This is a genomic window from Variovorax restrictus (assembly GCF_051216715.1).
Taxonomy (GTDB): Bacteria; Pseudomonadota; Gammaproteobacteria; order Burkholderiales; family Burkholderiaceae_C; genus Variovorax.
Map to the genome: position 1 here is coordinate 354,675 of NZ_JBPJZH010000001.1, position 25,427 is coordinate 380,101.

25 protein-coding genes are annotated in these 25,427 nt (G+C 69.1%); 19 read left to right on the forward strand and 6 right to left on the reverse strand.

Annotation, left to right across the window (positions count from 1 at the left end; translation table 11 throughout):
* Nucleotides 1-2 precede the first annotated feature (2 nt).
* The 10 genes from ACSFA0_RS01710 (at nucleotide 3) to ACSFA0_RS01755 (ending at nucleotide 10,254) form a co-directional block, all read left to right on the forward strand.
* Nucleotides 3-668 (forward strand): ABC transporter ATP-binding protein, encoded by a 666-nt coding sequence (locus ACSFA0_RS01710; RefSeq protein ID WP_435448507.1) that lies wholly within the window; start codon nucleotides 3-5, stop codon nucleotides 666-668.
* Nucleotides 665-2,266, forward strand: coding sequence for a class I adenylate-forming enzyme family protein (locus ACSFA0_RS01715; RefSeq protein ID WP_435448508.1), 1,602 nt, complete (start codon nucleotides 665-667; stop codon nucleotides 2,264-2,266). The genes ACSFA0_RS01710 and ACSFA0_RS01715 overlap by 4 nt, the downstream gene beginning before the upstream one ends.
* A gap of 69 nt (nucleotides 2,267-2,335) precedes the next feature.
* Nucleotides 2,336-3,385: an SPFH domain-containing protein gene (locus ACSFA0_RS01720; RefSeq protein ID WP_435448509.1), complete on the forward strand. Its 1,050-nt coding sequence runs from the start codon at nucleotides 2,336-2,338 to the stop codon at nucleotides 3,383-3,385.
* A 9-nt stretch (nucleotides 3,386-3,394) separates the two neighbouring features.
* Nucleotides 3,395-4,897: a DUF4178 domain-containing protein gene (locus ACSFA0_RS01725; RefSeq protein ID WP_435448510.1), complete on the forward strand. Its 1,503-nt coding sequence runs from the start codon at nucleotides 3,395-3,397 to the stop codon at nucleotides 4,895-4,897.
* 40 nt (nucleotides 4,898-4,937) lie between these two features.
* Nucleotides 4,938-5,159 carry a DUF350 domain-containing protein gene (locus ACSFA0_RS01730; RefSeq protein WP_435448511.1) on the forward strand — a complete coding sequence of 74 codons (222 nt, stop codon included), beginning with the start codon at nucleotides 4,938-4,940 and terminating at the stop codon, nucleotides 5,157-5,159.
* Entirely contained in the window at nucleotides 5,156-6,697 is a 1,542-nt protein-coding gene (locus ACSFA0_RS01735; RefSeq protein ID WP_435448512.1) for a polyamine aminopropyltransferase, read from the forward strand. Before ACSFA0_RS01730 ends, ACSFA0_RS01735 begins: the two co-directional genes overlap by 4 nt.
* Nucleotides 6,698-6,699: 2 nt before the next feature.
* Nucleotides 6,700-8,283 carry an FAD-dependent oxidoreductase gene (locus ACSFA0_RS01740; protein ID WP_435448513.1) on the forward strand — a complete coding sequence of 528 codons (1,584 nt, stop codon included), beginning with the start codon at nucleotides 6,700-6,702 and terminating at the stop codon, nucleotides 8,281-8,283.
* Entirely contained in the window at nucleotides 8,280-9,392 is a 1,113-nt protein-coding gene (locus tag ACSFA0_RS01745; RefSeq protein WP_435448514.1) for a saccharopine dehydrogenase family protein, read from the forward strand. Before ACSFA0_RS01740 ends, ACSFA0_RS01745 begins: the two co-directional genes overlap by 4 nt.
* Nucleotides 9,389-9,769 (forward strand): DoxX-like family protein, encoded by a 381-nt coding sequence (locus ACSFA0_RS01750; protein ID WP_435448515.1) that lies wholly within the window; start codon nucleotides 9,389-9,391, stop codon nucleotides 9,767-9,769. The genes ACSFA0_RS01745 and ACSFA0_RS01750 overlap by 4 nt, the downstream gene beginning before the upstream one ends.
* Complete coding sequence (locus ACSFA0_RS01755) at nucleotides 9,766-10,254, forward strand: DUF2269 family protein (protein ID WP_435448516.1); 489 nt, start codon at nucleotides 9,766-9,768, stop codon at nucleotides 10,252-10,254. Before ACSFA0_RS01750 ends, ACSFA0_RS01755 begins: the two co-directional genes overlap by 4 nt.
* 9 nt (nucleotides 10,255-10,263) lie before the next feature.
* Here ACSFA0_RS01755 and ACSFA0_RS01760 read toward each other — a convergent pair whose 3' ends face one another.
* Nucleotides 10,264-11,046 (reverse strand): helix-turn-helix transcriptional regulator, encoded by a 783-nt coding sequence (locus tag ACSFA0_RS01760; RefSeq protein ID WP_435448517.1) that lies wholly within the window; start codon nucleotides 11,044-11,046, stop codon nucleotides 10,264-10,266.
* A 102-nt stretch (nucleotides 11,047-11,148) separates the two neighbouring features.
* On the opposite strand from ACSFA0_RS01760, the gene ACSFA0_RS01765 reads away from it, so the two are divergent.
* From ACSFA0_RS01765 to ACSFA0_RS01785, 5 genes are read left to right on the forward strand one after another with little or no spacing between them, the layout of a single operon-like run.
* Nucleotides 11,149-11,634 carry a DUF3237 domain-containing protein gene (locus tag ACSFA0_RS01765; protein WP_435448518.1) on the forward strand — a complete coding sequence of 162 codons (486 nt, stop codon included), beginning with the start codon at nucleotides 11,149-11,151 and terminating at the stop codon, nucleotides 11,632-11,634.
* Nucleotides 11,635-11,678: 44 nt separating this feature from the next.
* A complete protein-coding gene (locus ACSFA0_RS01770; protein ID WP_435448519.1) occupies nucleotides 11,679-12,674 on the forward strand; it encodes a Bug family tripartite tricarboxylate transporter substrate binding protein in 996 nt (331 codons plus the stop codon).
* A gap of 37 nt (nucleotides 12,675-12,711) precedes the next feature.
* Nucleotides 12,712-13,989: a flavin-dependent oxidoreductase gene (locus ACSFA0_RS01775; protein WP_435448520.1), complete on the forward strand. Its 1,278-nt coding sequence runs from the start codon at nucleotides 12,712-12,714 to the stop codon at nucleotides 13,987-13,989.
* Between the two features lie 45 nt (nucleotides 13,990-14,034).
* Nucleotides 14,035-14,391 carry a TA system antitoxin ParD family protein gene (locus tag ACSFA0_RS01780; protein ID WP_435448521.1) on the forward strand — a complete coding sequence of 119 codons (357 nt, stop codon included), beginning with the start codon at nucleotides 14,035-14,037 and terminating at the stop codon, nucleotides 14,389-14,391.
* The gene (locus ACSFA0_RS01785; RefSeq protein ID WP_435448522.1) at nucleotides 14,366-15,001 is read left to right on the forward strand and encodes an ATPase; all 636 of its coding nucleotides are present in this window, start codon (nucleotides 14,366-14,368) and stop codon (nucleotides 14,999-15,001) included. The genes ACSFA0_RS01780 and ACSFA0_RS01785 overlap by 26 nt, the downstream gene beginning before the upstream one ends.
* A gap of 27 nt (nucleotides 15,002-15,028) precedes the next feature.
* Here ACSFA0_RS01785 and ACSFA0_RS01790 read toward each other — a convergent pair whose 3' ends face one another.
* Nucleotides 15,029-16,414, reverse strand: coding sequence for an aminopeptidase P N-terminal domain-containing protein (locus tag ACSFA0_RS01790; protein ID WP_435448523.1), 1,386 nt, complete (start codon nucleotides 16,412-16,414; stop codon nucleotides 15,029-15,031).
* A gap of 167 nt (nucleotides 16,415-16,581) precedes the next feature.
* Between ACSFA0_RS01790 and ACSFA0_RS01795 the strand changes: the two genes are divergently transcribed.
* Nucleotides 16,582-18,630: a hypothetical protein gene (locus ACSFA0_RS01795; protein ID WP_435448524.1), complete on the forward strand. Its 2,049-nt coding sequence runs from the start codon at nucleotides 16,582-16,584 to the stop codon at nucleotides 18,628-18,630.
* 19 nt (nucleotides 18,631-18,649) lie between these two features.
* On the opposite strand, the gene ACSFA0_RS01800 is transcribed toward ACSFA0_RS01795, so the two are convergent.
* Together ACSFA0_RS01800 and ACSFA0_RS01805 are read right to left on the reverse strand one after the other, a co-directional pair.
* Nucleotides 18,650-19,348 (reverse strand): nucleotidyltransferase family protein, encoded by a 699-nt coding sequence (locus ACSFA0_RS01800; protein WP_435450877.1) that lies wholly within the window; start codon nucleotides 19,346-19,348, stop codon nucleotides 18,650-18,652.
* A 14-nt stretch (nucleotides 19,349-19,362) separates the two neighbouring features.
* Nucleotides 19,363-19,752: an S-adenosylmethionine decarboxylase family protein gene (locus tag ACSFA0_RS01805; RefSeq protein WP_435448525.1), complete on the reverse strand. Its 390-nt coding sequence runs from the start codon at nucleotides 19,750-19,752 to the stop codon at nucleotides 19,363-19,365.
* A gap of 121 nt (nucleotides 19,753-19,873) precedes the next feature.
* Here ACSFA0_RS01805 and tkt point away from each other — a divergent pair, with 121 nt between their 5' ends.
* The 3 genes from tkt to ACSFA0_RS01820 all read left to right on the forward strand — a co-directional run bounded on the left by tkt (nucleotide 19,874) and on the right by ACSFA0_RS01820 (nucleotide 24,036).
* Entirely contained in the window at nucleotides 19,874-21,925 is a 2,052-nt protein-coding gene (gene tkt, locus ACSFA0_RS01810; RefSeq protein WP_435448526.1) for a transketolase, read from the forward strand.
* A 45-nt stretch (nucleotides 21,926-21,970) separates the two neighbouring features.
* Entirely contained in the window at nucleotides 21,971-22,972 is a 1,002-nt protein-coding gene (gene gap, locus ACSFA0_RS01815; protein ID WP_435448527.1) for a type I glyceraldehyde-3-phosphate dehydrogenase, read from the forward strand.
* Between the two features lie 149 nt (nucleotides 22,973-23,121).
* A complete protein-coding gene (locus ACSFA0_RS01820; RefSeq protein ID WP_435448528.1) occupies nucleotides 23,122-24,036 on the forward strand; it encodes a c-type cytochrome in 915 nt (304 codons plus the stop codon).
* 17 nt (nucleotides 24,037-24,053) lie between these two features.
* Here the strand turns inward: ACSFA0_RS01820 and ACSFA0_RS01825 are convergent, their stop codons facing one another.
* Nucleotides 24,054-24,362 (reverse strand): putative quinol monooxygenase, encoded by a 309-nt coding sequence (locus ACSFA0_RS01825; RefSeq protein ID WP_435448529.1) that lies wholly within the window; start codon nucleotides 24,360-24,362, stop codon nucleotides 24,054-24,056.
* A gap of 60 nt (nucleotides 24,363-24,422) precedes the next feature.
* Nucleotides 24,423-25,364: a LysR substrate-binding domain-containing protein gene (locus ACSFA0_RS01830; RefSeq protein ID WP_435448530.1), complete on the reverse strand. Its 942-nt coding sequence runs from the start codon at nucleotides 25,362-25,364 to the stop codon at nucleotides 24,423-24,425.
* Nucleotides 25,365-25,427: the final 63 nt, after the last annotated feature.

Below are 25,427 nucleotides of genomic sequence, written 5' to 3' on the forward strand. Positions count from 1 at the left end.
CGATGCTCGCCATCGAATCGATCCATGTCGCCATCGGCTCCGTGCAGGTGCTGCGCGGCCTCAGCTTGGCCGTCGCGGCCAACAGCATGGCTGGGCTCATCGGACGCAACGGCGCGGGCAAGACCACGCTGCTGCGCTCGGTGATGGGCCACCTCGCGCCCACGCAGGGCCGCATCGTCTTCGACGGGCAGGACCTCGCGCGCCTGCCCAAACACGGGCGCGCGGCAGCGGGCATCGGCTACATGCCGGAAGACCGTGGCCTGGTGCCCGAGCTCACCGTCGAGGAGAACATCCTGGTGCCGCTGTGGGCCACCGGCGCACGCAACGCGAAGGAGCGGCTGGACTTCGTCTACGGCGTGCTGCCCGAACTCGCGGCCATGCGCGAGCGCCGTGCGCTGCTGCTCTCGGGTGGCCAGCAGAAGCTGGTCGCCCTGGGGCGCGCCTTGGGCGTCGGCACGCGGCTGCTGTTGCTCGACGAGCCCTTCGAGGGCGTCGCGCCCGCGTTGTCGATGCGCCTCGGCGAGGTTATCGCGGGCTTGCGCGGCAGTGCGCTGTCGGTGCTGATCGCGCAATCGGACCTGAACCATTCGCGCAAGCTGGTGGATGTCGAATACGTGATCGAACGCGGTGCCAATGTGGCCGCCGACGCCCACGCGAGCGCCGCATGAACTCACACTGGAAGTCCCGGGACATCCCCGGGCTGCGCCACGAGGCGGCCTACGGCGATCGCATCGTGCGCTGCTTCGTCGAGCGGCCGGGCAGCCTGCATGCGCTGCTTGAAAACGCCGTCGCCGCGCATGGCGACAGCGACGCTGTGGTCTGCGGCGACACGCGATGGAGCTACCGGCAACTCGATGCCGAGGTCGCGCGCATCGCCGCGGGGCTGGCGGCGCACGGTGTGCGGGCCGGCGAGCGCGTCGTGCTGTTCATGAGCAACCGGCCCGAGTTCGTCGCCGTGCTGTTCGCGGTGCAGCGCCTGGGTGCCATCGCGGTGCCGATCGGCGAACGCGAGCAGAAGCCCGGCCTCGCGTACATGCTGCAGCAGTGCGGCGCCTGCGCGATCGTGTTCGACGCGGCGCTGGCCGACCGCGTGCCGGCCACCGCCGACGTACCGGCGCTGCAGTTGCGCGTGGTCGCGGCCGGTGCAGCCGAGGGCGCGTTGCCGCTCGATGCGCTGGGCCACGACAACGCGCCAGCCGCCATCGTCGGGGTGAAAGAGCAGGACACCGCGCTCATCCTCTACACGTCAGGCACCACCGGCCGGCCCAAGGGCGCGATGCTCACGCACCTCAACGTCGCGCATTCGGTGCGGCACTACGCGGTGTGCATGGGCGTGCGCACCGGCGACCGCTCTGCGCTGGCGGTGCCGGCCAGCCACGTCACGGGCCTGATCGCGGTGATCGCGGCGATGGTCCACGTCGGCGGCGCCATCGTCATGATTCCTGCGTTCAAGGCGGCGAGCTTTCTGCAAACGATGGCGGCGGAGCGTGTCACGCACACGCTGATGGTACCGGCGATGTACACGCTGTGCCTGATGGACCCGACCTTCGACGGTGCGAAGCTCGCGCACTGGCGGCTGGGCGGCTACGGCGGCGCGCCGATGCCGGTGTCGGCCATCGACACGCTGGCCGAGCGGCTGCCCGGGCTCACGCTGGTCAATGCCTACGGCGCGACGGAAACCACCTCGCCCACCACGATGATGCCGCCGGGCCTCACGCGCGGCCACGCCGACACCGTGGGCGTGCCGCTGCCCTGCGCCGACGTGCGCGTGATGGACGATGAAGGCCGCGAGTTGCCCGCGGGCGAGACCGGCGAGTTGTGGATCGCCGGCCCGATGGTGGTGCCCGGCTACTGGGACAACCCGGAGGCCACGGCCGCGGCCTTCACCGGCGGCTACTGGCATTCGGGCGACCTCGGTTCCGTCGATGCCGAGGGCTTCGTGCGCCTCTTCGACCGCAAGAAGGACATGCTCAACCGCGGCGGCTTCAAGATCTACTCGGTCGAGGTCGAGAACACGCTGATGGCGCTGCCCGGCGTGGTCGAAGCGGCGATCGTCGGCCGGCCGTGCCCGGTGCTGGGCGAGCGGGTGCACGCTTTCATCCACGCGCCCGGCGCGCCGCACGACGACGAGGCGGTGCGCGCCCACTGCCGCGCGCAGCTCACCGATTACAAGGTGCCCGAGACCATCACCTGGGCCGACGCGCCGCTGCCGCGCAACGCCGGCGGCAAGCTGCTGAAACGCGCGCTGCGCGACCAGCTGGGTTGAAGTCGCCGCAGTGTCGTCCGCTGCGCATATGATCCGGACAAATCAACACAACCGATCTGGAGGGACGCCATGGCACTGATGGATTTCATCAAGAAACAGTTCATCGACATCATCCAATGGACCGAGTCCGGCGATGGCACGCTGGCCTGGCGCTTCCCGATGGCGGAGATGGAAATCCAGAACGGGGCCTCGCTCACGGTTCGCGAATCGCAGGTGGCGGTGTTCGTCAACGAAGGCCAGGTGGCCGACGTCTTCGGCCCGGGCATGTACAAGCTGACGACGCAGACGCTGCCCGTCCTTACCTACCTGAAGAACTGGGACAAGCTCTTCGAGTCGCCCTTCAAGAGCGACGTCTACTTCTTCAGCACGCGCCAGCAGGTCGACCAGAAGTGGGGCACGCCCCAGCCGATCACGATCCGCGACAAGGACTTCGGCGCGGTGCGCCTGCGCGCCTTCGGCAACTACAGCTTCCGCATCGGCGATGCGAAACTGTTTCACACGGAAATCTCCGGCACGCGCGACATCTACACGGTGGCCGACCTCGACGGCCAATTGCGCGGCCTGGTGCTGCAGAACATCAGCAACGCCATCGCCTCCAGCGGCGTGCCTTTCCTCGACCTCGCGGCCAACCAGATCGAGTTCGCCAACGCGCTGTCGACGCAGCTGCAGCCCGAGTTCGCGAAGATCGGCATCAAGCTCGAGGCCATCACCGTTCAGAACGTCTCGCTGCCCGAAGAGCTGCAGAAGGTGCTCGACCAGAAGATCGGCATGGGCATGGTCGGCGGCGACATGGGCAAGTTCATGCAGTACCAGACGGCGCAGGCCATCCCGAAGTTCGCCGAAGGCTCGGCCAACGGCGGGGGCGGCATCGCCGGCGACGCGATGGGGCTGGGCGCCGGCGTGGCGCTGGGCCAGGTGCTGGCGCAAAACCTCGCGCAGGGCCTGAACCCGAACGCGGCGGCGACGGCCGCGGTGGCCGCTGCGGCACCCGTGACCGAGATCAGCGCCAATGAGGTGATGGCCACGCTCGAGAAGCTCGGCGACCTCAAGACCAAGGGCATCCTCACCCAGGAAGAGTTCGACGCCAAGAAGGCGGAGTTGCTCAAGAAGCTGGTCTAAGCACCGGCGATGGCTGAGTTACCAGGCGCCCAGCGCGCCTACCGTGCGCCCTGCCCGGGTTGCGGCGCGCCGGTCGAATTCAGGTCCGCGCAATCGGCGTTCGCCGTCTGCCCGTACTGCCAAAGCACTGTCGTCCGTCAGGGCGAAACGCTCGCGCGCATCGGCAAGATGGCGGAGCTGTTCGACGACTTCAGTCCGCTGCAGCTCTTCGCGGCGGGCCGGGTCGACGGCCAGCCCTTCACGCTGGTCGGGCGGCTGCAGTACGCCTACCCGGGCGGCCGCTGGACCGAATGGATCGCCGCGCTCGACGGCGAACGCACCGGCCTGCTGAGCGAGGACAACGGCGCCTTCGTCTTTTCGCTGCCCCACACGCTGGAGCGCGCTGCGCCGCCAGCCGGCGATCTGCGCGTCGGCGCCACCACCGCCTTCAATGGCCAGAGCTACACCGTCGCGTCGAACGAGCAGGTGACGCTGGTGTCGGCGCAGGGCGAGCTGCCGCGGCTGCCCGATCTGGGCAAGCCTTTCGCGGTCGTCGAACTGCGCAGCGACCAGGGCCAGGTGCTCAGCCTCGACTACGACACGCAGCCGCCCGGCGCCTACCTCGGCCGCGCGGTGCGGCTCGAAGACCTGCAACTCACCGGCCTGCGCGACGAATCCACCAAGGACGAGAAGGGCCGCAGCTTCGCCTGCCCGAACTGCGGGGCGCCGGTCACGGTCAACCTGGCTGACAGCAAGAGCATCACCTGCGGCAACTGCAACAGCATCATCGACCTGTCGCAAGGCATCGGCGGCGAACTGAAGCACGCCGAGCAGGACGAGCCGGTGCGCCCGCTGATCGCGCTGGGCAGCGTCGGCTTGTTGCAGGGCGTGAACTGGCAGGTGGTCGGCTTCCAGCACCGCATGGGCGTCGAGCCGGGCGACGACGAGCACTTCGGCTGGAACGAATACCTGCTCTTCAACAAGAAGCGTGGCTTCAGCTTCCTGGTCGATGCCGAGGACGGCTGGAGCATGGTCGCGCCCACCACCGGCGCGCCCAGCATGGCCGAGAGCGGCAAGACCGCGAAGTACCTCGGCAAGAGCTACCAGCAGCAGTACGCGTACAACGCCGAAACCACGTACGTGGCGGGCGAGTTCTACTGGCAGGTCGAGCGTGGGCAGAAGACCTTCAACCGCGACTTCGCCAACGGCAATGCGCTGCTGTCGATGGAGCGCTCGGCCAACGAGCTGACCTGGTCGTCGGGCAACAAGATGGACAGCGCGACGGTGGCCGCGGCCTTCAAGCTCGACGCGAAGAAGGACATGTTCACGCGCGGCGATGCGGCGCCGCTGAGCAGTGGGTCGCGCGTCGGCTGCGGGACAATCATCGTCATCCTGGTCGTGATCTTCATCCTGCTACCGCTCCTTTTGACCACCTGCAGTTCGCGTTGCGACCCGAACACGCAGAACTGTTCGTCGACGCGCAGTTCCGGCGGCTCCTACGGTGGCTACTCCAGCGGCGGTGGTCACAAATGACCGCGGCCCTTTCACACCCCCTTTTCTTCAGGAGCTTCTCATGATGGGAATCGAATGGCTGCGGCCCGCCGCGTTTCTGGGCTCGATGCTCTACGCCATCATCGGCGTACTGATCTTCTGGGTCACCTTCCTGATCATCGACAAGCTCACGCCCTATGACCTGTGGCGGGAGATCATCGAGAAGCAGAACCGCGCGCTCGGCATGGTGGTCGCGGCGATGTGCCTGGGCATCTCGATCATCGTGGCCGCCGCGATCCATTGAGCGAGCCGGCCCCCGCGGCGCGCGGCCCGCAGCCCGTCGAGATCGCCCTCCTCGCCAGCGTCTTCGTCGTGGCCGCCTGCGGGCTGGTCTACGAGCTGAGCGCGGCGGCGCTGAGCTCCTACCTGCTCGGCGATTCGGTGCTGCAGTTCAGCACCATCATCGGCACCTACCTTTTCGCCATGGGCGTGGGCTCGTGGCTCTCGCGCTACTTCGAGCGGCAGTTGCCGGCGCACTTCCTGCGCATCGAGCTGCTGGTCGCGCTCATCGGTGGCGCGCTGCCGGCGCTGCTCTTCCTCGCCAATGCCTACGTGCCCGGCGCCTTCCGCCTGTTGCTCTATGGGCTGGTGGTCGTGGTGGGCACGCTGGTCGGCCTGGAGATTCCGCTGGTCATGCGCATCCTCAAGCGCAACACCGCGCTGAAGGACCTGGTGTCGCAGGTGCTGACCTTCGACTACCTCGGCGCGCTGGCGGTGTCGGTCGCCTTCCCGCTGATCTTCGTGCCGCAGCTCGGCATGATCCGCACCGGCCTGCTGTTCGGCTTCATGAACGCGGCCGTCGCGCTGTGGGCGCTGTGGATGTTCCGGCACGAGCTGCGCCGGCTGGGTGCGCACGTGGCCGCTTGCTTTGCGACGCTCGCAGTGCTGGCCTGCGCTTTCGTCTTCGCCGACCGCATCACGACATTGGCCGAAGACAGGTTCTACCAGGACCACATCGTCTTCAGCGCCACCTCGCCCTACCAGCGCATCGTGGTCACGCGCGGCGGCGCGGGGCATCGGCTGTTCCTCAACGGCAACCTGCAGTTCGCCGAGCGTGACGAGTACCGCTACCACGAGGCGCTGGTGCACCCGGTGATGGCGGCGCACGGCGCGCCGAAGAAGGTGGCGGTGCTGGGCGGCGGCGATGGCATGGCGGTGCGCGAGGTGCTGAAGTACCCGTCGGTCGAGTCGGTCACGCTGGTCGAGCTCGACCCGAACATGACGCGGCTCTTCGCCGAGCACGAGACGCTGTCGGCGCTCAACGGCGGTGCGCTCAAGTCGCCCAAGCTGAAGATCGTCAACACGGATGCGTTCAAGTGGCTGCAGGATGGCAGCGACACGTTCGATGTGATCGTGGTCGATTTCCCGGACCCGACCAACTTCGCCATCGGCAAGCTCTACACCAACTCGTTTTACGCACTGCTCGACAAGCGCCTGGCCGCGAGCGGCTATGCCGTGGTGCAGACCACTTCGCCGCTGATCGCACGCCAGAGCTTTTGGACGGTGGCGACCACGATCGAATCGGTCGGCCTCACGGCCACGCCGTACCACGTGCATGTGCCGAGCTTCGGCGAATGGGGCTTCGTCATCGCGAGCCATCGGCCTTTCCGCCGGCCCGAGGCCCTGCCTGCCGGCTTGCGCTATCTCTCGCTGCCCACGCTGCCGCTGATGTTCGATTTCCCGCTCGACATGGCGCGCGTTCCGGCCGACGTGAACCGGCTGTCGAACCAGACGCTGGTGACCACCTACGAGCGCGAGTGGGGCAAGGTCTCGGGGCACTGACGATGCAGCGCCGCGCATTCATCGGCAGCGCCTTGGGCGCGGGCGCCTTCGCGCTGGCGGGCTGCGAAGCGTCGCGCACCATCGCAGGCGGCTTCACCGGCATCGACGTCACGCGCGGCCATGCGCTGCGCGATGGTGTGCTGCGCGCTGCGACGCCTTCGTCTGTTCAGCGCACGCGCGTGCTGATCGCTGGCGGTGGCGTCGCTGGCCTCGCGGCGGCACGCGCGCTGCGCGCAAAGGGCGTCGACGACTTCGTGCTGCTCGAGTTGGAAGACACGGCCGGCGGCAACAGCCGTGGCGGGATGGTCGAAGGCATCGCCTGCCCGCTCGGCGCGCACTACCTGCCGGTGCCCGGCGACGATGCGCATGAGGTGCAGGATCTGCTCGAAGAACTCGGCCTGCGTCGGCGCGTGGCCGGCCGCTGGGCATACGACGAGCGCCACCTGTGCCACAGCCCGCAGGAGCGGCTCTTCTTCCAGGGCGAATGGCACGACGGCCTGTTGCCGGTGCAGGGCGTCGGCGCCGACACGCTGGCCCAGTACCGCCGCTTCGCGCAGCGCGTCGAGGCGCTGCAGCAGACCCTGCGCTTCGCCATCCCGGCGCTGCGCGCGCCGACGACACCGGCATCGCTCGCGCTCGACGCCATGACCTTTGCGCAATGGCTCGACGCCGAGGGTCTCAGCGACGCGCACCTGCGCTGGTACCTCGAGTACTGTTGCCGCGACGACTATGGCGCCGGCGTTGCGCAGGTGTCGGCCTGGGCCGGCATCCACTATTTCGCGAGCCGACACGGCTTCCATGCGCCGGGTGACGAGAACGCCGACCGCGATGCGGTGCTCGCCTGGCCCGAAGGCAACGGCTGGCTCACACAGCGCCTCGCCGCGCCGCTGGGCGAGCGGCTGCGCACCGGGCAGGTCGTCACGCGCATCGCCGAGACGCGCGACGGCGTCGAGGTCGATGTGTTCGACGTGGCAACGAAGGCGCTGGTGCGCTGGCAGGCCGAGCGCTGCATCGTCGCGCTGCCAGTCTTCATCGCCGCGCGCGTGGTGGAGAACCCGCCGGCGCTGCTTCGCCGCGCTGCGTCAGCGTTGCAGTACGCACCCTGGCTGGTGGCGAACGTGCACCTCGATGCGCCGCTGGCCGACCGGCCGGGCGCCGCGCCGAGCTGGGACAACGTGGTCTACGGCAGCCGCGGCCTGGGGTATGTCGATGCACGCCACCAAACGCTCGACCCGACACCGCGTGCCACCGTGCTGACCTGGTACCGCCCGCTCGGCCCGAGCAGCTTCGACGGCGCCGACGGCCGCCGGCAGCTGCTCGATCATCCCTGGTCCGCCTGGCGCGATGCGCTGCTCGCCGAGCTGTCGGTGCCGCACCCCGACATCGCCGAGCGCGCCACGCGCATCGACATCACGCGCTACGGCCACGCGATGGCCATCCCGACGCCAAGGCTGCGCGCGCAGCTCGGCCACGAGGCCACCGTGGTGGCCGGCCGGCTCGCCTTCGCGCATGCCGACTGGTCGGGCTATTCGATCTTCGAAGAGGCGTTCACGCGCGGACACCTGGCCGGGGTCGCATCGACATGAAGACACTGGTGCTCGGCGGCTACGGCAACTTCGGCGCACGCATCTGCCGTGCGCTGGCGCAGGATGCCGACATCGAGCTGATCGTCGGAGGGCGCGACCTCGATCGGGCCTCCGCCTTTGCGCATTCGCTGGGTGGCACGGCGCGCGGCATGCGCATCGACGTGCAGTCGACGGAGCTGGCGCGGGCGATCCGCGAGGCCGATGCCGAGCTCGTCATCCATACCGCCGGACCGTTCCAGAACCAGGATTACCGCGTGCCGCACGCCGCTGCGGCCGCCGGCGCCCACTACATCGACCTGGCCGATGGCCGGCGTTTCGTCTGCGATTTTCCGACGGCGCTCGACGCCACCTTCCGCGATGCGGGGCGCACCGCAGTCAGCGGCGCCAGCACCGTGCCGGCGCTGTCGTCGGCGGTGGTGGACCACCTCACGGCCGGTTGGCAAGCCATCCGCAGCATCGACATCTGCATCGCACCGGCGCAAGGCGCACCGCGCGGCGAAGCCACGCTGGCCGGCGTGCTCGCCTACTGCGGCGCGCCGATCCGCATCTGGCAGGAGGGCCGATGGGTCGAGCGCCTCGGCTGGGCGCGACCGACGACCGTCGCGTTCGCGCGCATGAAGCCGCGCCGCGGCGCGTTGTGCGACATCCCCGACCTCGAGCTCTTCCCCGCGCGCTACGCCGGCGTGCAGTCGGTGATGTTCCGCGCCGCGCTCGAAGTCGGCTTCACGCAGCATGCCTTCGCCTTCCTGGCGTTCCTGCGCCGCGCGGGCTTGCTGCGTGCACCGCAAAAGCTCGCGCCACTGTTCCACGCCACGGGTGGCGCGTTCGATGCGTTCGGCACCGCGCTCGGCGGCATGGTGGTGCGCGTCGATGGCGTCGATGCCCATGGCACGGCTGCACGACGCGCCTGGCACATCGCCGCCGACGACAACCACGGCCCCGAGATCCCCTGCATGGCCGCCATTCTTCTGGCCCGTCGTATCGCGCGCGGCGAAGCGTTGCCTCTCGGTGCGCGAGCCTGCACCGGTCTGCTCGCCCTGTCGGAATTCGCGCCCGAGTTCGCGCGCTGGGGCATGGTGACCGACGTGGTCGACGAAGGCTCGCGATGACACGCCAAGGTCCCGACGACGACCGCCTCCTGCGCCTCAGCCTCGTCGCCGTCTGGCTGGTGACCGCTGCCGCCAGCCTCCTCGAGTTGAACGGGCAGAGCCGCCAGCTGCTCGCCGATGCCGGCGTGGCGTCGCCCGCCTGGCTGGTGCAGGGGCTGATCGTCGGCGGCGCCGTGGCCGACCTGCTCGTGGGCATCGCGCTGTGGCGATGGCCGGGCCGCGCGAGCTACATCGCAGCCCTGGCGCTGATGGTGGCGATGACGCTCGCGGCGACCGTGCTCCAGCCCGGCCTGTGGCTGCATCCGCTCGGCCCGCTGCTCAAGAACCTGCCCATCGCCGCCGTGCTCTGGCATCTGATTCGACGCGCAACGCCATGAACACCTACCTGATCCTCAAGTGGCTGCACATCCTCTCGAGCGTGCTGATGGTCGGCACCGGCCTGGGCTCGGCCTTCTACATGTTCTTCACCCACCGCAGCGGCAGCGTGCCGGCGCAGGCGGTGGTGAGCCGGCTGGTGGTGCGGGCCGACTGGTGGTTCACCACGCCGACGGTCATCCTGCAGCCGCTCAGCGGTTTCGCGTTGGCGCACATGGCGGGCTGGCCGCTGTCCACGCCGTGGCTTGCGCTGTCGATCGCGTTGTTCGTGCTGACCGGTGCGTGCTGGCTGCCGGTCGTGTGGCTGCAGATCCGCATGGCGGCGATGGCTGCGCAGGCGCTGCGCGATGGCGCGCCGCTGCCGCCGCTCTACGCGCGCTACCAGCGTCGCTGGGAGTGGCTCGGCTACCCGGCCTTCGTGGCGATGATCGGGGTGTTCTATCTGATGGTGAACAAGCCGGCGCTCGCGTTCTGGCCGTTCGCGTAACGGCTCGCGTCAGCCCGACAGCACCCGCGCGAACAGCTCGTTGCGGAAGTGGATGCCCAGCCGTGCGAACGCCCGGTTGCGGTAGGTCTTGACCGTCGGCAGCGCGAGGCCGAGGTCGCTCGCGATGCCGTCCTGCGTCATGCCCTGCAACAGGCGGACGCACACTGCGCGCTCGCGCTCGGTCAGCGCCGGGCACAGGCTGCGCAGGCGCGCTTCCATGTCGTGCGCGCCGACGTCGACCACGGGCGCGCCGTTCGGCTGTGCCAGCGCCATGTGCTTGCGCACTAGCGCCAGCAATGCCGGCGCGAGCGCGCCGAAGCTGTCGAGCGCGGCGTCGCTGAAGGCGCGCTGATGGCCGTGGCGGTAGAAGTTGATGGCAAAGACGCCGCCGTCGTCCTGCGTCTGCGCGACCGATACGCGCTCGGCCATGCCGTGCGCCTCGTAGACCTTGGTGCGGTGTTCGTCCGGCGCCTCGTCGGCCGTCAGGTGGCACAACAGCGGCGCGTGGTCGGTGGCGTTCGACGCCTGCGCAAAGCTGCGGTCGCCGCGGTGCGGGCCGCTCAGGTAGGCGCGCCAGCAGTCGCGCGTGGTGTCGGGCACGCCGCGCGCGGCCGACAGGAACAGCGCGGGCCGCGCGCCGAGCCGGTACACCGACCAGGAGGCGGCGGGCACCAGCTCTTGCAGACCGTCGAGCACGGCCGGGCCGAAGCGCGGGCTGCCGATGTGGCCGATGAGATCGGTCAGCACCTGGGTGCGCCGGTCGCTCGTGGGCGCGGCCTGCCAGCTTCTCATGGCGAGAGGGGCCGGCGGGGCGGTCGAACGGCAAGGGCGGCAAGCATCCTGTCATCTTCCAGGATGACAGACCGCGCGACCACCCGGAATTACGCTATCGGCATGCCCTCGAACCCCGCATCGCCCCTCGTCGCCCCACCCCTGCTCGACCACTTCGCCGCCCTGCGCGTGGAGGTCGGGACGCCGCAGGATGTCGGCGTCACGCCGCGCGGCCGGCGCCGTCTGATCCCGATCACCGGCGGCTCGGCCGAAGGCCATGGCTGGCAGGCGCGCGTCGCGCCCGGTGGCGCCGACTTTCAGTTGATCACCGCCAGCGGCATGACCGACCTGGACGCGCGTTACACGCTCGAGACCGACGCCGGCGACTGGATCTACGTGCAGAACACCGCGCTGCGCTGCGGCGCGCCCGAGGCGATGGCGCGGCTGGCGCGCGGCGAGCCGGTCGACCCGGCCGAAATCTACTTCCGCTGTGCGCCGCGTTTCGAGACGTCGTCGGCCGCGCTTGGATGGATCAACGAGCGGCTCTTCGTCGGCAGCGGCGTGCGTCGGCCGGACCGCGTCGAGATGCAGTTCTTCACGGTCACCTAGCCGGCTCGGCCGGATCGCCTTCCCCCGAAAACAAGGAGACAGACATGAGCAAGTTCCGCATTTCCCGCCGCACGGCGCTGGCCGTGGCCGCTGCATGGGCCGCCTGCGCCGCCCTTCCGGCTTTCGCGCAAGGCAGCAGCTACCCCGACAAGCCGGTGCGCATCATCGTCGGCTTCCCGGCCGGCACCGGGCCCGACATCGTCGCGCGCCTGCTGGCGCAGAAGCTGTCGGAAGGCTGGGGCAACCAGGGCGTGGTGGTCGACAACAAGCCGGGCGCCGGCGGGTTGATCGCCGCCAGCGAGGCGGCCCGCGCCGCACCCGATGGCTACACGCTGATGCTGGCCGAGACGGGCCAAATGAGCATCGCGCCCAGCAGCTACAACCGTCTGCCCTACGACCCGGTGAAGGACTTCGTGCCGGTGAGCCAGGTGGTCACGTCGGACTTCGTGCTGCTGGTCAATCCGCAGAAGGTGCCGTCGAAGAACGTGCGCGAGTTCGTCGACTGGAGCAAGCAGCAGAAGGGCTTGTTCATGGCGACCTTCGGTGCCGGCACGCCGGGCCATTTCGGCGCCTACATGTTCGGCGACGCGATCGGCCAGAAGCCGGAGCCGGTGCACTACCGCAACACGGCCGACGCACTGAGCGGGTTGTACGGCGGCGATGTGTCGGGCGTGTTCGCGACCGTGGGCCTGGCGGCATCGACCGTGAAGTCGGGCAAGCTGGTGGCGCTGGGCAGCACCGGGGCCACGCGCAGCCCGTCGCTGCCCGACGTGCCGACGATCCGGGAACAGGGCTATCCGAACCTGGCGTTCACCGCGTGGTTCGGCATCGTCGCGCCAGCGAAGACACCGCCGGAAGTCGTGCGCAAGCTCAACGCCGACATCGTCAAGGCCGTGCAGTCGGCCGAAGGCGAGCAGAAGCTGCTCGAGGCGGGCTTCCGCGCGACCGGCACCAGCACGGCAGAATTCGCCAAGGTGATCGCCGACGACACCGCTGTCTGGGGCAAGGCCGTCGCGGCGACCGGCTTCAAGGCAGACTGAGCGCGCGCACCCGCGCAGGAACAGGAGACGACAGACCATGAAAGTGACGATCATCGGCGCCGGCATCGGCGGACTCACGCTGGCGCTCGCGCTGCACCGCGAGGGCATCGAGGCGGAGGTCTACGAAGCCTCGGAGAGCATCAAGCCGCTGGGCGTGGGCATCAACCTGCTGCCGCATGCGGTGGCCGAGCTCACGGCGCTGGGCCTGGGCGACGCGCTGGGCGAGATCGGTGTCGAGACCGCCGCGCTGGCCTACTACAACCACTTCGGCCAGCGCATCTGGCACGAACCGCGCGGGCGTGCCGCGGGCTACCCGGTGCCGCAGTACTCGATCCACCGTGGCGCTTTCCAGATGCTGCTGTACGAGACCGCGGTGAAGCGCCTGGGGGCGGGCCGTATCCACACGGGCCAGGTGCTCGAGTCGGTCACGCGCACCGGTTCCGGCCTGATGGACCCACCCGGCCAGCCGGCGGTCTTCACGCTGCGTGACCGCAAGGACGGCACGCTGAGCGAGCTGAGCGCCGACGTGCTGGTGGGCGCCGATGGCATCCACTCGGCGGTGAGGCGGTCCTTCTACCCGACCGGCGATGCACCGCGCTTCTCGCGTCGCCTGCTGTGGCGCGGCGTGACCGAGGCCGCGCCCTACCTCGACGGCCGCACCATGTTCATGGCCGGCCACCAGGACCAGAAGTTCGTCTGCTATCCGATCTCGGAGCCCCTGCGCCGCGAAGGCCGCTCGCTCATCAACTGGATCGCCGAGCTGCGCGTGCCGGGCACCGACGACGACACGCCGCCCAAGAGCGACTGGAACAAGAAGGTCGACAAGTCGGTTTTCGCGGATGCGTTCAAGGACTGGCGCTGGGACTGGATCGACATCCCCTCGGTCATCGACGGGGCCGAGGCCATCTACGAATTCCCGATGGTCGACAAGGACCCGTTGCCCGGCTGGACGCGCGGGCGCGTCACGCTGCTGGGCGATGCGGCGCACCCGATGTACCCGATCGGCTCCAACGGCAGCGCGCAGGCCATCATGGACACGCGCGCCCTCACGCTGGCACTGCTGCAGTTCAAGGACCCGTCGATGGCGCTGCGCGAGTACGAGGCCGACCGCCTGCCGCGCACGGCCGGCATCGTGCTGCGCAACCGCATGAACGGGCCCGAGCAGGTGATGCAGATGGCGCACGAGCGTGCGCCGGAAGGCTTCACCGACATCGAGCAGGTCGTGCCGCACGAGGAACTGGCGGCGGTCGCGCTGCGCTACAAGCAGCTCGCGGGCTTCGACCCGAAGAGCGTGGTGGTGCGCCCGGCCGTTTGACCGGCTCGGCCCGGATGGCGCAAAATGCGCCATTCAGGAGAAGCCATGACCACCGTCAGTCCGTTCTCGTCCGTCAAGCTCTCGGCCGAGCTGGTCGAGAAGGCACGCGATGCCGCACAGCCGATGCGCCGTTCCATCGCCAGCCAGATCGAGTACTGGGCGACGCTCGGTCGCGCCCTCGAGAACGCCGGCCTGTCGGCGCAGGACAGCCGGGCGCTGCTGGCACGCGAGAACGCCGCGCCGTATCCGCTGGCGTCGTCACCGTCGGCCGAACTCGGCGCACTGCACGGCCATGTGCTGGCGCTGGCGCAATCGGGCGCGTTGGCCCAGCGTGCCCAGGCCGCTGTAGCCGAGAACCGCGCCAAGGCGCCCCCGCGTGCCAGCGCCCGCAAAGCGGCCTGAGCCGCGCGGCCCCGGTAGCGCCCGTCCCGTTCTGCACCTGATCGCCGGCCCCAACGGCGCCGGCAAGTCGACGCTCTACCGCTACCTGATCCAGCCGCGCTATCCGCAGTTGGCGTTCGTCAACGCCGACATCCACGAGCGCGAGCACCTGGCGCACATCCGCGGGGCGCTGCAACGTTCCGAGGCGGCCCGCGCCTGGGCCGATGCGCAGCGCGCCGCCTCGTTGCAGGCCGGGCAGGCCTTCGTCACCGAGACGGTGTTCTCGCACCCGTCGAAGCTGCAATTGATCCGCGATGCGCAGGCGCGGGGCTTCGACGTGGCGCTGTACGTCGTGTGCCTCGACGAGCCGCGTCGTTTGCTGGCGCGCGTGCGTGGGCGGGTGCAGGAGGGCGGCCATGCCGTCCCGGCCGACAAGATTCTCGCGCGCTATCCGCGCACCGTCGCCAACCTGCGCGAGGCGGTGCGCCTGGCCGATCTGTCGATGCTGTTCGACGCGGCGGAGGTCGACGCCGGCGGGCCGCATCTGGTCGCCTCGGGCATGCGCGGCAGCGTGCAGTGGCACGGGCCGTGGCAGCCGGCGTGGGCGCGCAGCGTGCTCGGACTCGACTGAAGCGGAACGCGCCCGCCTCGGCCGGTATCAGCCCCGCATCAGCGCCTCGATCTCGTCGGCGTCCACCGGCACGTCGCGCGTGGTCAGCTCGCAGCCGTCGGCGGTGACGATCGCGTCGTCCTCGATGCGGATGCCGATGCCGTGGAACTGTTCGGGCACGCCCTCGCCCGGTCGCACGTAGATGCCGGGTTCGATGGTCAGCACCATGCCCGGATGCAGGATGCGGCTCGGGCGGTTCTTGATGGTCTCGCCGCTCAACGGGTCTTTGCGCTCGCTCACCTCGCCCTGCTGCGTGGGCTCGACGTAGCTGCCGCAGTCGTGCACGTCCATGCCCATCCAGTGGCCGGTGCGGTGCATGTAGAAGGGGAAGTAGGCGCGTTGCTCGATCACGTCCTCGAGGCTGCCGACCTTGTTCGCGTCGAGCAGGCCGACGTCGAGCATGCCTTGCGCGAGCACCTTCACGGCGGCCTCGTGCGGGTCGTTGAAGCGGTTGCCGGCCTTGGTGGCGGCCACCGCGGCATATTGGCTCGCCAGCACGATGTCGTACAGCGCGCGCTGCGGGCCGGTGAACCGGCCGTCCGCCGGGAAGGTGCGGGTGATGTCGCTGGCGTAGCTGTCGAGCTCGCAGCCCGCGTCGATCAGCACCAGTTCGCCGGCGCGCACTGGCGCGGCATCGGCGTGGTAGTGCAGCACGCAGGCGTTGGCGCCCGCGGCGACGATCGACGGGTAGGCCGGGTACTGCGAGCCGCCCATGCGGAATTCGTGCAGCAGCTCGGCGTCGAGGTGGTATTCACGCAGGTCGCGGCCTTCGCGCAGCATGCGGGCCGATGTCTGCATCGCGCGCACGTGGGCGCCGGCGCTGATCTTGCCGGCGCGCCGGATGATGTCGAGTTCGTGCGCGTCCTTCACCAGCCGCATCTCGTCGAGCGGGCCGCACAGGTCGCGCTGCTGGTCGGGGCACATCGCGCCGAAGCGCACGCGCGACCGCACCGACGACAGCCAACCGTCGATGCGCGACTCCAGCCCCTTGTGCGTGGCGAACGGGTACCAGACGGCGGACGTGTTCTCCAGCAGGCGCGGCAGCCGGGTGTCCAGCTCGGCGACCGAGCAGGCGGCGTCGACGCCCAGCGCCTCGGGCGCGGCCTCGGGGCCCAGCCGGTGGCCGTCCCAGATCTCGCGCTCCAGATCCTTCGGCGCACAGAACAGCGTGGCGTGACCCGTGCCCGTGAGCACCAGCCAGGCGTTGGGTTCGGTGAAGCCCGTCAGGTAATAGAAGTAGCTGTCGTGGCGGTAGAGATGGTCGCTGTCGCGGTTGCGTGGCCGCTCGGGCGCGGTCGGAATGACGGCGATGCCACCGGGCCCGATAGTTGCTGCAAGACGATTGCGTCGGGCTATGTAGAAGGAAGTATCCATTGCTGTAACCATGACCACGGGTTTGTAACGACACAGTGTGGCATCTCTGCCGACGAGAGCAAGGAATTGAAAGAAGAGTTCCCGACGGGTGACCAAAAATGTACAAACGCGCCACTGTCTATCAGAGGATTCCTACATTGTTTCAAGTCAATGACTACAAACTCACGATGACGCTCGTAGTTGCAGCGGCGTTGGTGGGGTGCGGCGGCGGCGGCGGAGGCGGCGGCGGTTCGACGGCGTCCGCGGGCTCGACGTCCGGCAGCGCCAGCCTATCCACCACCGTCCAGGCGGACGGGAGCAGCAGCGGCGCAGCCGGCACGACCGGATCGGTCGGTCTCAGCAGCGGCACGGTCTCGCTGCAGAACGACGTCGTCGACACGGGGGGCAAGGTGGTGCCTGCCGCCTACCGCGAGACCGCGCTGCTGATGAGCAAGGCTGCGGGCATCGAGTACCGCTACGGCCCGTCGGCGGCCAGCTACGGCAAGGCCGGCAACAGCGGTGTCCCGACGATGCAGACGCGCGGCGACCAGTCTTACGACCCGATCTCCATCCGCACTCAGGGTGACCGCGGCTGCGCGCCGTCCAGCCAGGGTGGCTTCTGCGGGACCTGGCAGGTCGGCGGTCCGTTGCAGACCGCCTCGGGCGACTACTCGTCGTCGATCGTGCACACGGCCTACGTGGCAGACAACCCGGCGACCCACGTCGGCATGTCGAACCTGCAGGCCCTGAGCATGGCCCACAACACCTTCGCCCAGAAGCCGGAGCCCAGCTGGACGACCGAACTCAGCAACGGGGTCAACGAGATCGCCGCCGTCGGCTACCTGAACAAGGGACTCGACGCGCGCGAACCGGTCGCCGTCGGCCGTTGCTACGGTCGCTCCGGCTGGTGCATGAACAGCCTGATGGTGTTCCAGAACGGGCTGATCGGCACCGCCGGCAGCAACACGGGGTCGAACCGCGCCACGGTGCAGCTGGCATCGGGCAAGGTGCCCACCGCCATCGCGGTCACGGGCAGCAACGAGTTCGCCCTGGTCACCGTGTGGGACACCGTCAACCTGAAGGGCCAGATCGCGGTCATCGCGCTGGCAGGCCTGTGCAATGGCTGCGACCCCGACAACCAGAGCACCTGGTACTACAACTGGGGCGAGTGGAACGGCGTCTATCCCGGGCTGCCCAACCTCGGCAACACGGCGTACATGAAGGTGCTGGGTTATGTCGACCTGCCCGAAGGCATGCGCTCCCCGACGGAGATCTCGGCCTCCACCGGCATGGTGTTCGAGGAATACAACCGGACCTTCGCCGCCGGGACCAACGACATGACGCCCTACCATGCGCTGCCGCTGACGAACCCGACGAACCGCGCAAGCTTCGACTCGGGCGTCAACAGCAACGCCTACGCCAAGACCGGCGTGGCCGTGGTCATCTCCAAGTCGGAAAAACGCGCGGCCTTCATCGACCTGCGTCCGCTGTTCAGCTACTACCGCGACAAGTATTTCCGCGGTTCGCAAAATGACTTCAACGCGATGATCGCCAGCCGCGGTCCCGGCGCCAACCAGTGGCCGTACACCTTCGACGCGGTGGCGTCGCAGAAGCCGACGGTCATCAAGACCGTGGACTTCGACAACCGGCCGACGGCCGTCAACGTGCGCCCGAACGATGGCCCGCGTCGTGCGTTCATCGCCACGCAGGAAGGTCAGTTGCACATCTACGACCTCGGCAACTACCTCAACGCCTCGGGCGGCGGCGCGGCCTCGGAGATCGTGCGCCGGGGCGGTGTGACCGTCGGGCGCAATCCGACCCACATCGCCACCGTGAAGCCGCACGAAACCACCACCGTGTACAAGGAAGGCTTCGGCCGCGAAGTGATCGTCACCTCGCGCGGCGATCGCCGGATCGAATGGGTTCAGTTCGCGCAGGACTTCAACAGCGGCGTGTCGCGTGCGAACCCGCTGACCGACACGCGGCTGGTCGACCCGATCGCCACGGAAGACGCCGAGAACCACGGCACCGAGTCGTACATCCTGTCCGTGGCCGACTACGGCGGCAAGAAGCTGTCCAACTACCGCTACGGGCCGGTGGTCTTCTGGACCAACCAGGGGGGTGGCAGGGCCTGCCAGCCGCCGGGCGGCTGCACGACCAACGGCACCTACGAATTCGGTGGCAGCTACGACCTGCCGGGCCGCCCTTTCCAGGCGGCGGGTTCGAACATCCCTTGACGCTGGCGCGGCGCCGGTCTCAGCGACCGGCGTTCAGCGCGTCCAGCCGTTCGGGTGTGCCCACATCCGTCCACGCGCCCAGGTAGCGTTCCGCGCTCACCTGGGCTTTTTCGATGGCGCGGCGCAACAGCGGCGCCAGCGCGGCCTTCATGCCCTGCGGGTTGCCGGGTGGGATGTCGCCGTTGGGTGGCGCGAAGAAGGCGGCGCGGTAGAGGGCGATCGTCGAGAAGGTCAGGCGTTCGTGCGCGTCGTTCAGTGCCAGGCCGTCGGGCGAGACGCCGAAGTCACCCTGAGGGTTGTGGGCCGGATTCGGCACCAGCCACAGATGGGCGAGGGCACCGCTGGTGACAAAACGTGTCACCGCCGTCTCGGAGAAGACGAAATCCGGCGCATACACGTCGCCCGCCACGACCAAGAACACGTCCGCGAGCATCGGCAGCGCCCGCACGATGCCGCCCGCCGTCTCCAGCGCGCCGCCGAAGTCGCGGCCCTCGTGGGAATAGGCGATCGACGGCAACGCACCGCCGCCCGCACCGAAGCGCGCCTCGATCTGCTCGCCCAGCCAGGCGGTGTTGACCACCACCGACGCGCAACCACCGGCCGCCAGCGCCTCCAGGGGCCACTGCATCAGGGGCTTGCCGCGCACGTCGAGCAGCGGCTTGGGCGTGGCGTCGGTCAACGGGCGCATGCGCTCGCCGCGGCCGGCGGCCAGCACCATGGCGCGCGCGCTGCTCATGCTTTGACCACCGAAGCGCCACCGCGAACGATCTCGTGGCGCTCGACATGCCCCGGTTCGAACAGCGCGAGCAGCGTGTCCAGCAGCGCGCGCGCCTGCGCCGAATGGTCGGCGCCGAAGTTGCACACATAGATGTCGAGCGTGGCGCCGCGCAGCTCCGGCCAGGTGTGGACGCACAGGTGCGATTCGGCCAGCAGCACCGTGGCGGTCACGCCGCCGGGGCCGTCGGGTGTCGCGGGGAAGGTGTGGAACAGCTGGCCGACGGCCTGCAGCCCGGCGGCTTCGACCGCGCGGATGCAGCGCTCGCCCAGCAGGCGCGCATCGGTGAGCCACGGTGCCGCGCAGTGGCAGTCGTGGAGATCGGCGGTGAGGTGCAGCCCTTGCATGGCTCGCGACTCTAGCAGCGCGCCCTCGCGACGCCGGGACTTGTCGCGCATCAGCGAGCCCGCCGGACCCGGCCCGTTAAAATCGCGGGCTCCCCCAATCACACCCCGAAAGCCTTCCCCGATGGCCAACCAAGCCTTGATGGCCAACGCGATCCGCGCGCTGGCGATGGATGCCGTTCAACTCGCCAACTCCGGCCACCCCGGCGCCCCGATGGGCATGGCCGACATGGCCGTGGCGCTGTGGGGCGACCATCTGCGCCACAACCCGGCGAACCCGCACTGGGCAGACCGCGACCGTTTCGTGCTGTCCAACGGCCATGCGTCGATGCTGATCTACGCGGTGCTGCACCTGGCCGGCTACGACCTGTCGGTCGACGACCTCAAGCAGTTCCGCCAGCTCCATAGCAAGACCGCCGGCCACCCCGAAGTGGGCGTGACGCCCGGCATCGAGACCACCACCGGCCCGCTGGGCCAGGGCATCACCAACGCCGTGGGCTTCGCCCTGGCCGAGAAGCTGCTGGCCGCCGAATTCAACCGCCCGGCGCACGCCATCGTCGACCACCACACCTACGCCTTCCTGGGCGACGGCTGCCTGATGGAAGGCATCAGCCACGAAGCGGCCGCGCTGGCCGGCGCCTGGAAGCTGGGCAAGCTGATCGCGCTGTACGACGACAACGGCATCAGCATCGACGGCCCCGTCAAGCCCTGGTTCGTCGACAACACGGCCGAGCGCTTCAAGGCCTACGGCTGGAACGTGATCGGCCCGGTGGACGGCCACGACACCAAGGCCGTGTCGAAGGCCATCGCCGACGCGAAGACCTCCACCGACAAGCCCACGCTGGTCATCTGCAAGACGCAGATCGGCAAGGGCAGCCCGAACCGCGCCAACACCGCCAAGGCCCACGGTGAACCGCTGGGTGCCGACGAGATCGGCCTGACCCGCAGCGCGCTGCAGTGGTCGCACGCGCCCTTCGAACTGCCCGAAGCCGTGTACGCCGAGTGGGACGCCAAGGCCGCCGGCGCCAAGACCGAGGCTGCCTGGAACGAGCGCTTCGCCGCGTATGCCAAGGCCTTCCCCGACCTGGCTGCGGAGTTCACCCGCCGCATGAAGGGCGAGCTGCCCAAGCGCTTCCACCAGACCGCGTTCGATGCCGTGGTGGCCGCCCATTCCAAGGGCGAGACGGTCGCCAGCCGCAAGGCCTCGCAGCTCGCGCTCGAAGCCTTCACCGCCGCGCTGCCCGAGATGATCGGCGGCAGCGCCGACCTCACGGGCTCGAACCTCACCAACACCAAGAGCACGCCCAACCTGCGTTTCGACGACAAGGGCGACGTCGTCCGCAGCGAAGGCAACGAGCAGTTCCCCGACGGCCTGCTGGGCCGCCACATCAATTACGGCGTGCGCGAGTTCGGCATGGCGGCCATCATGAACGGCGTGGCGCTGCATGGCGGCTTCATCCCCTACGGCGGCACCTTCCTCACCTTCAGCGACTACAGCCGCAACGCCATCCGCATGGCCGCGCTGATGAAGCAGCGCGTCATCCACGTGTTCACGCACGACTCCATCGGCCTGGGCGAAGACGGCCCGACGCACCAGTCGATCGAGCACGCCGCGTCGCTGCGCCTGATCCCCAACCTCGACGTCTGGCGTCCGGGCGACACGGCCGAAACCACGGTGGCCTGGGCCGTCGCGCTGCAGAACGCCACGCGCCCGACGGCGCTGCTGCTGTCGCGCCAGAACCTGCCGTACTCGCCCAAGGGCGACCTGAGCGACATCAGCAAGGGCGCCTACGTGCTGGCCGAACCCGAGCGCGTCGGCCTGAAGAACAAGAAGGTCAAGGCGGTCATCATCGCCACCGGCTCCGAAGTGCAGCTGGCGCTGAAGGCGCAGGAGCTGCTGGCCGCCAAGAAGATCGGCGTGCGCGTGGTGTCGATGCCCTCGACCACCACCTTCGACCGCCAGGATGTGGCCTACAAGAAGAGCGTGCTGCCCAAGGGCCTGCCGCGCATCGCCGTCGAGATGGGCGTGACCGACGGCTGGTGGAAGTACGGCGTGTCGGCCGTGGTCGGCATCGACACGTACGGCGAATCGGCGCCTGCGGGCGTGCTGTTCAAGCATTTCGGGTTCACTGCGGAGAACGTGGCGGCCACCGTCGAAGCCGCGCTTTCGCGCTGAGTCTTTTCCTGCACAACGATTTTTCAACCTTTAGGAGCAAATCAGATGGCTATCAAACTCGGTATCAACGGCTTCGGCCGCATCGGTCGCAACGTGCTGCGCGCAGCGGTTCAGAACTTCAAGAATGACATCGAGATCGTCGCCATCAACGACCTGCTCGAGCCCGACTACCTGGCGTACATGCTGCAGTACGACTCGGTGCACGGCCGCTTCAAGGGCGAGGTCTCGGTCGACGGCAACACGCTGATCGTCAACGGCAAGAAGATCCGCCTCACGCAGGAACGCGACCCGTCGGCCCTGAAGTGGGCCGAAGCCGGCGCCGACGTCGTGCTCGAATCCACCGGCCTGTTCCTCACCAAGGAAACCTGCCAGAAGCACATCGACGCAGGCGCCAAGAAGGTCATCATGTCGGCGCCCTGCAAGGACGACACCCCGATGTTCGTCTACGGCGTGAACGACAAGAAGTACGCCGGCGAAGCCATCATCAGCAACGCCAGCTGCACGACCAACGCCCTGGCGCCGCTGGCCAAGGTGCTCAACGACAAGTGGGGCATCAAGCGCGGCCTGATGACCACGGTGCACGCCGCCACGGCGACGCAGAAGACCGTCGACGGCCCGAGCAACAAGGACTGGCGCGGCGGCCGCGGCATCCTGGAGAACATCATCCCTTCGAGCACCGGTGCCGCCAAGGCCGTGGGCGTGGTGATCCCCGAGCTCAACAAGAAGCTCACGGGCATGAGCTTCCGCGTGCCGACCTCCGACGTGTCGGTGGTCGACCTGACAGTCGAGCTGAACAAGGAAGCGACGTACAAGGAAATCTGCGCCGAGATGAAGGCACAGAGCGAAGGCGCGCTCAAGGGCGTGCTGGGCTACACCGAAGACAAGGTGGTCGCCACCGACTTCCGCGGCGACCCGCGCACCTCGATCTTCGATGCCGAAGCCGGCATCGCGCTCGACAGCACCTTCGTCAAGCTGGTGAGCTGGTACGACAACGAATGGGGCTACTCGAACAAGTGCCTCGAGATGGTCAAGGTCGTGTCGAAGTAAGCACGGGCCACCGGTCGATCAGGAACGCGCCTTCGGGCGCGTTTTTCATGGGCGCACGAGATCGGCTAGGCCGGCCGAGATAGGCGATCTCGGCGATTGCGAGCCCGTGCGAAGGTCTCTAGCATCGCGCTTTTTTCAAACGCCATCCCATGACGAAGAGATTCAAGAACGGCCTGCGCCTCGTCGGCATCGCCCTCGCCGCGCTGGTGCTGCTCGCCGCCGCCGCGCTGTGGTTCGGGCTGCACCAGGCCGAGCAGAAGATGCAGCGCAAGGTCGACGTCGCCGTGCAGCCGGTGCCCTTGCGCCCGCTCACCGACACCGCCGCGCTCGACCGGGGGCGCTACCTCTATGCCTCGCGCGGCTGTGTGGACTGCCATGGGGCGAGCGGCGGTGGCCGGATCTTCATCGACGAGCCGAACGGCATGCGCGTGGTCGGCCCGCACATCGGCGCCGGGCCCGGCAGCGCGACCGCGGGCTACCGGCCCGAAGACTGGGTGCGCACGATCCGCCACGGCGTGAGCCCTCGCGGGCGGCCGCTGATGATCATGCCGAGCGAGGACTACAACCGCTTCACCGACGACGACCTCGCATCGCTGGTCACGTACATCCGAAGTCTGCCGCCGATGCCCGGTGCCGCCGCCGTGGTCGACCTGCCGCTGCCGGTACGCGCGCTCTACGGCTTCGGGATGATCCAGGACGCTGCCGCGAAGATCGACCACACCCGCCCGCCGGCCGCGCCGGTGCCCGAGGGCGTGAGCGTGCAGCACGGGGCCTACGTGGCCAACATGTGCCTGGGCTGCCATGGCGCGCAGTTGGCCGGCGGGAAGATCCCCGGCGGGCCGCCCGACTGGCCGGCGGCATCGCGCCTGGCGCCGGGCGAGGGCACGGCGATGGCGCGCTACCCCGACGCCGAATCGATGATGCGGATGTTCAAGACCGGCAAGCGCCCCGACGGCACGCCGGTGCAGGTGATGCCCTTCGAGTCGCTGCGCGAGATCAGCGAGACCGACATGCGCGCGCTGCACCTCTACCTGCGGCAGCTGCCGCCGCCGGCGAGGGGCTGAGCGCGATCAGCCGAAGCTCAGGCGGCTTCGAGCACGTGGATCGTGCGGCTGGCCGTCCAGTCCTTCACCTTGGCGCCGTAGGCCGCCATGTGCGGCGACGCGGCGTGCGCCTGCAACGCGGCCAGACTGGCCCAGCGCTCGATCACGACGAAGGTGTCGTCGCCGACGCTGCCGCGCGACGGCGGCATGCGCGCGGCGTCGACCGTGGCTTCGTAGGCGATGCAGCCGTCTTCGGCGAGCACCGCCGGCACGTTGGCCTGGAAGGCTTCGAGGACCTGGGCGCGCAGGCCGGGCTTGGCGGTGATGAAGGCGAGGACGTGGATCATGGGCGAGGGGCTCCTGTTGGGCTGGTGAATCTAACGCGCGTTCGCGCGTGGAACTGACGCCTATTTGCCAGCACTCCCGGCGCCACCCGCCTCGCCCTTCGCCAGCGCCGCCGCCATGAAGTCGACGAAGGCGCGCACCCGCGTCGACAGCTGGTGGCGCTGCGGGTACACCGCATGGATGTCGGCCTCGGGCGTGCGGTAGCCGGGCAGCACCTGCACCAGCCGGCCGCTGCGCAGGTAGCGCGCGATGTCCCATTCGGCGCGCATCACGATGCCGTGCCCGTCGAGCGCCCAGCTCACCGCGATCTCGCCGTCGTTGGTGGTGAGCGGGCCGCGCGTCTTCACGGCCTGCGTGCGTTGCGTGGCGCCGCGGCCGCTGGTCAGGCGCCAGGTGCCGTAGGCCTCGTCGCCCTGCCGGATGCCGATGCAGGCATGGCGCGCCAGGTCGTTCGGCACCTTGGGCGTGCCGGCGCGCGCCAGGTAGGCCGGCGACGCGCACAGCAGCCGCCGGTTCGACGCGATGCGCCGTGCGATCACGCGCGTATCGGGCGGCACGCCGAAGCGGATGCAGACGTCGAAGGCGTCGTCGGTCAGCGGTGGCGGGTTGACCGACAGCTGCAGTTGCACGTCGACCTCCGGGTAGCGGCGCGCGAAGCGCGAGATCACGGGCGCGACATGGCTGCGGCCGAAACCGAGCGTGGCATTCACCCGCAGCAGACCCTGTGGCTCGCCCTTGGCCTGCCCGAGCAGCTGGGCCATGTCCTCGATCTCGCCGAGGATGCGGCGCGCATGTGCGACGTACAGCTCGCCCTCGGGCGTGAGGCCCATGCGCCGCGTGGTGCGGTTGACCAGCGTCACGCCCAGCCGGGCTTCCATGAGCGCGAGCCGCTTGCTGACCGCCGGCGTGGTCACGCCCATCTCGCGCGCCGCCGCGCTCAGGCTGCCGGCGGCCGCCAGCGTCGAGAAGAAGCCCAGTTCGGCGGGCTGGATGGAGGCGCTCATGGACTTTCCATTGTTGAATTCAGGTTAACGATGGATTCAATTTCGGTGCGAATGCATCGCGTG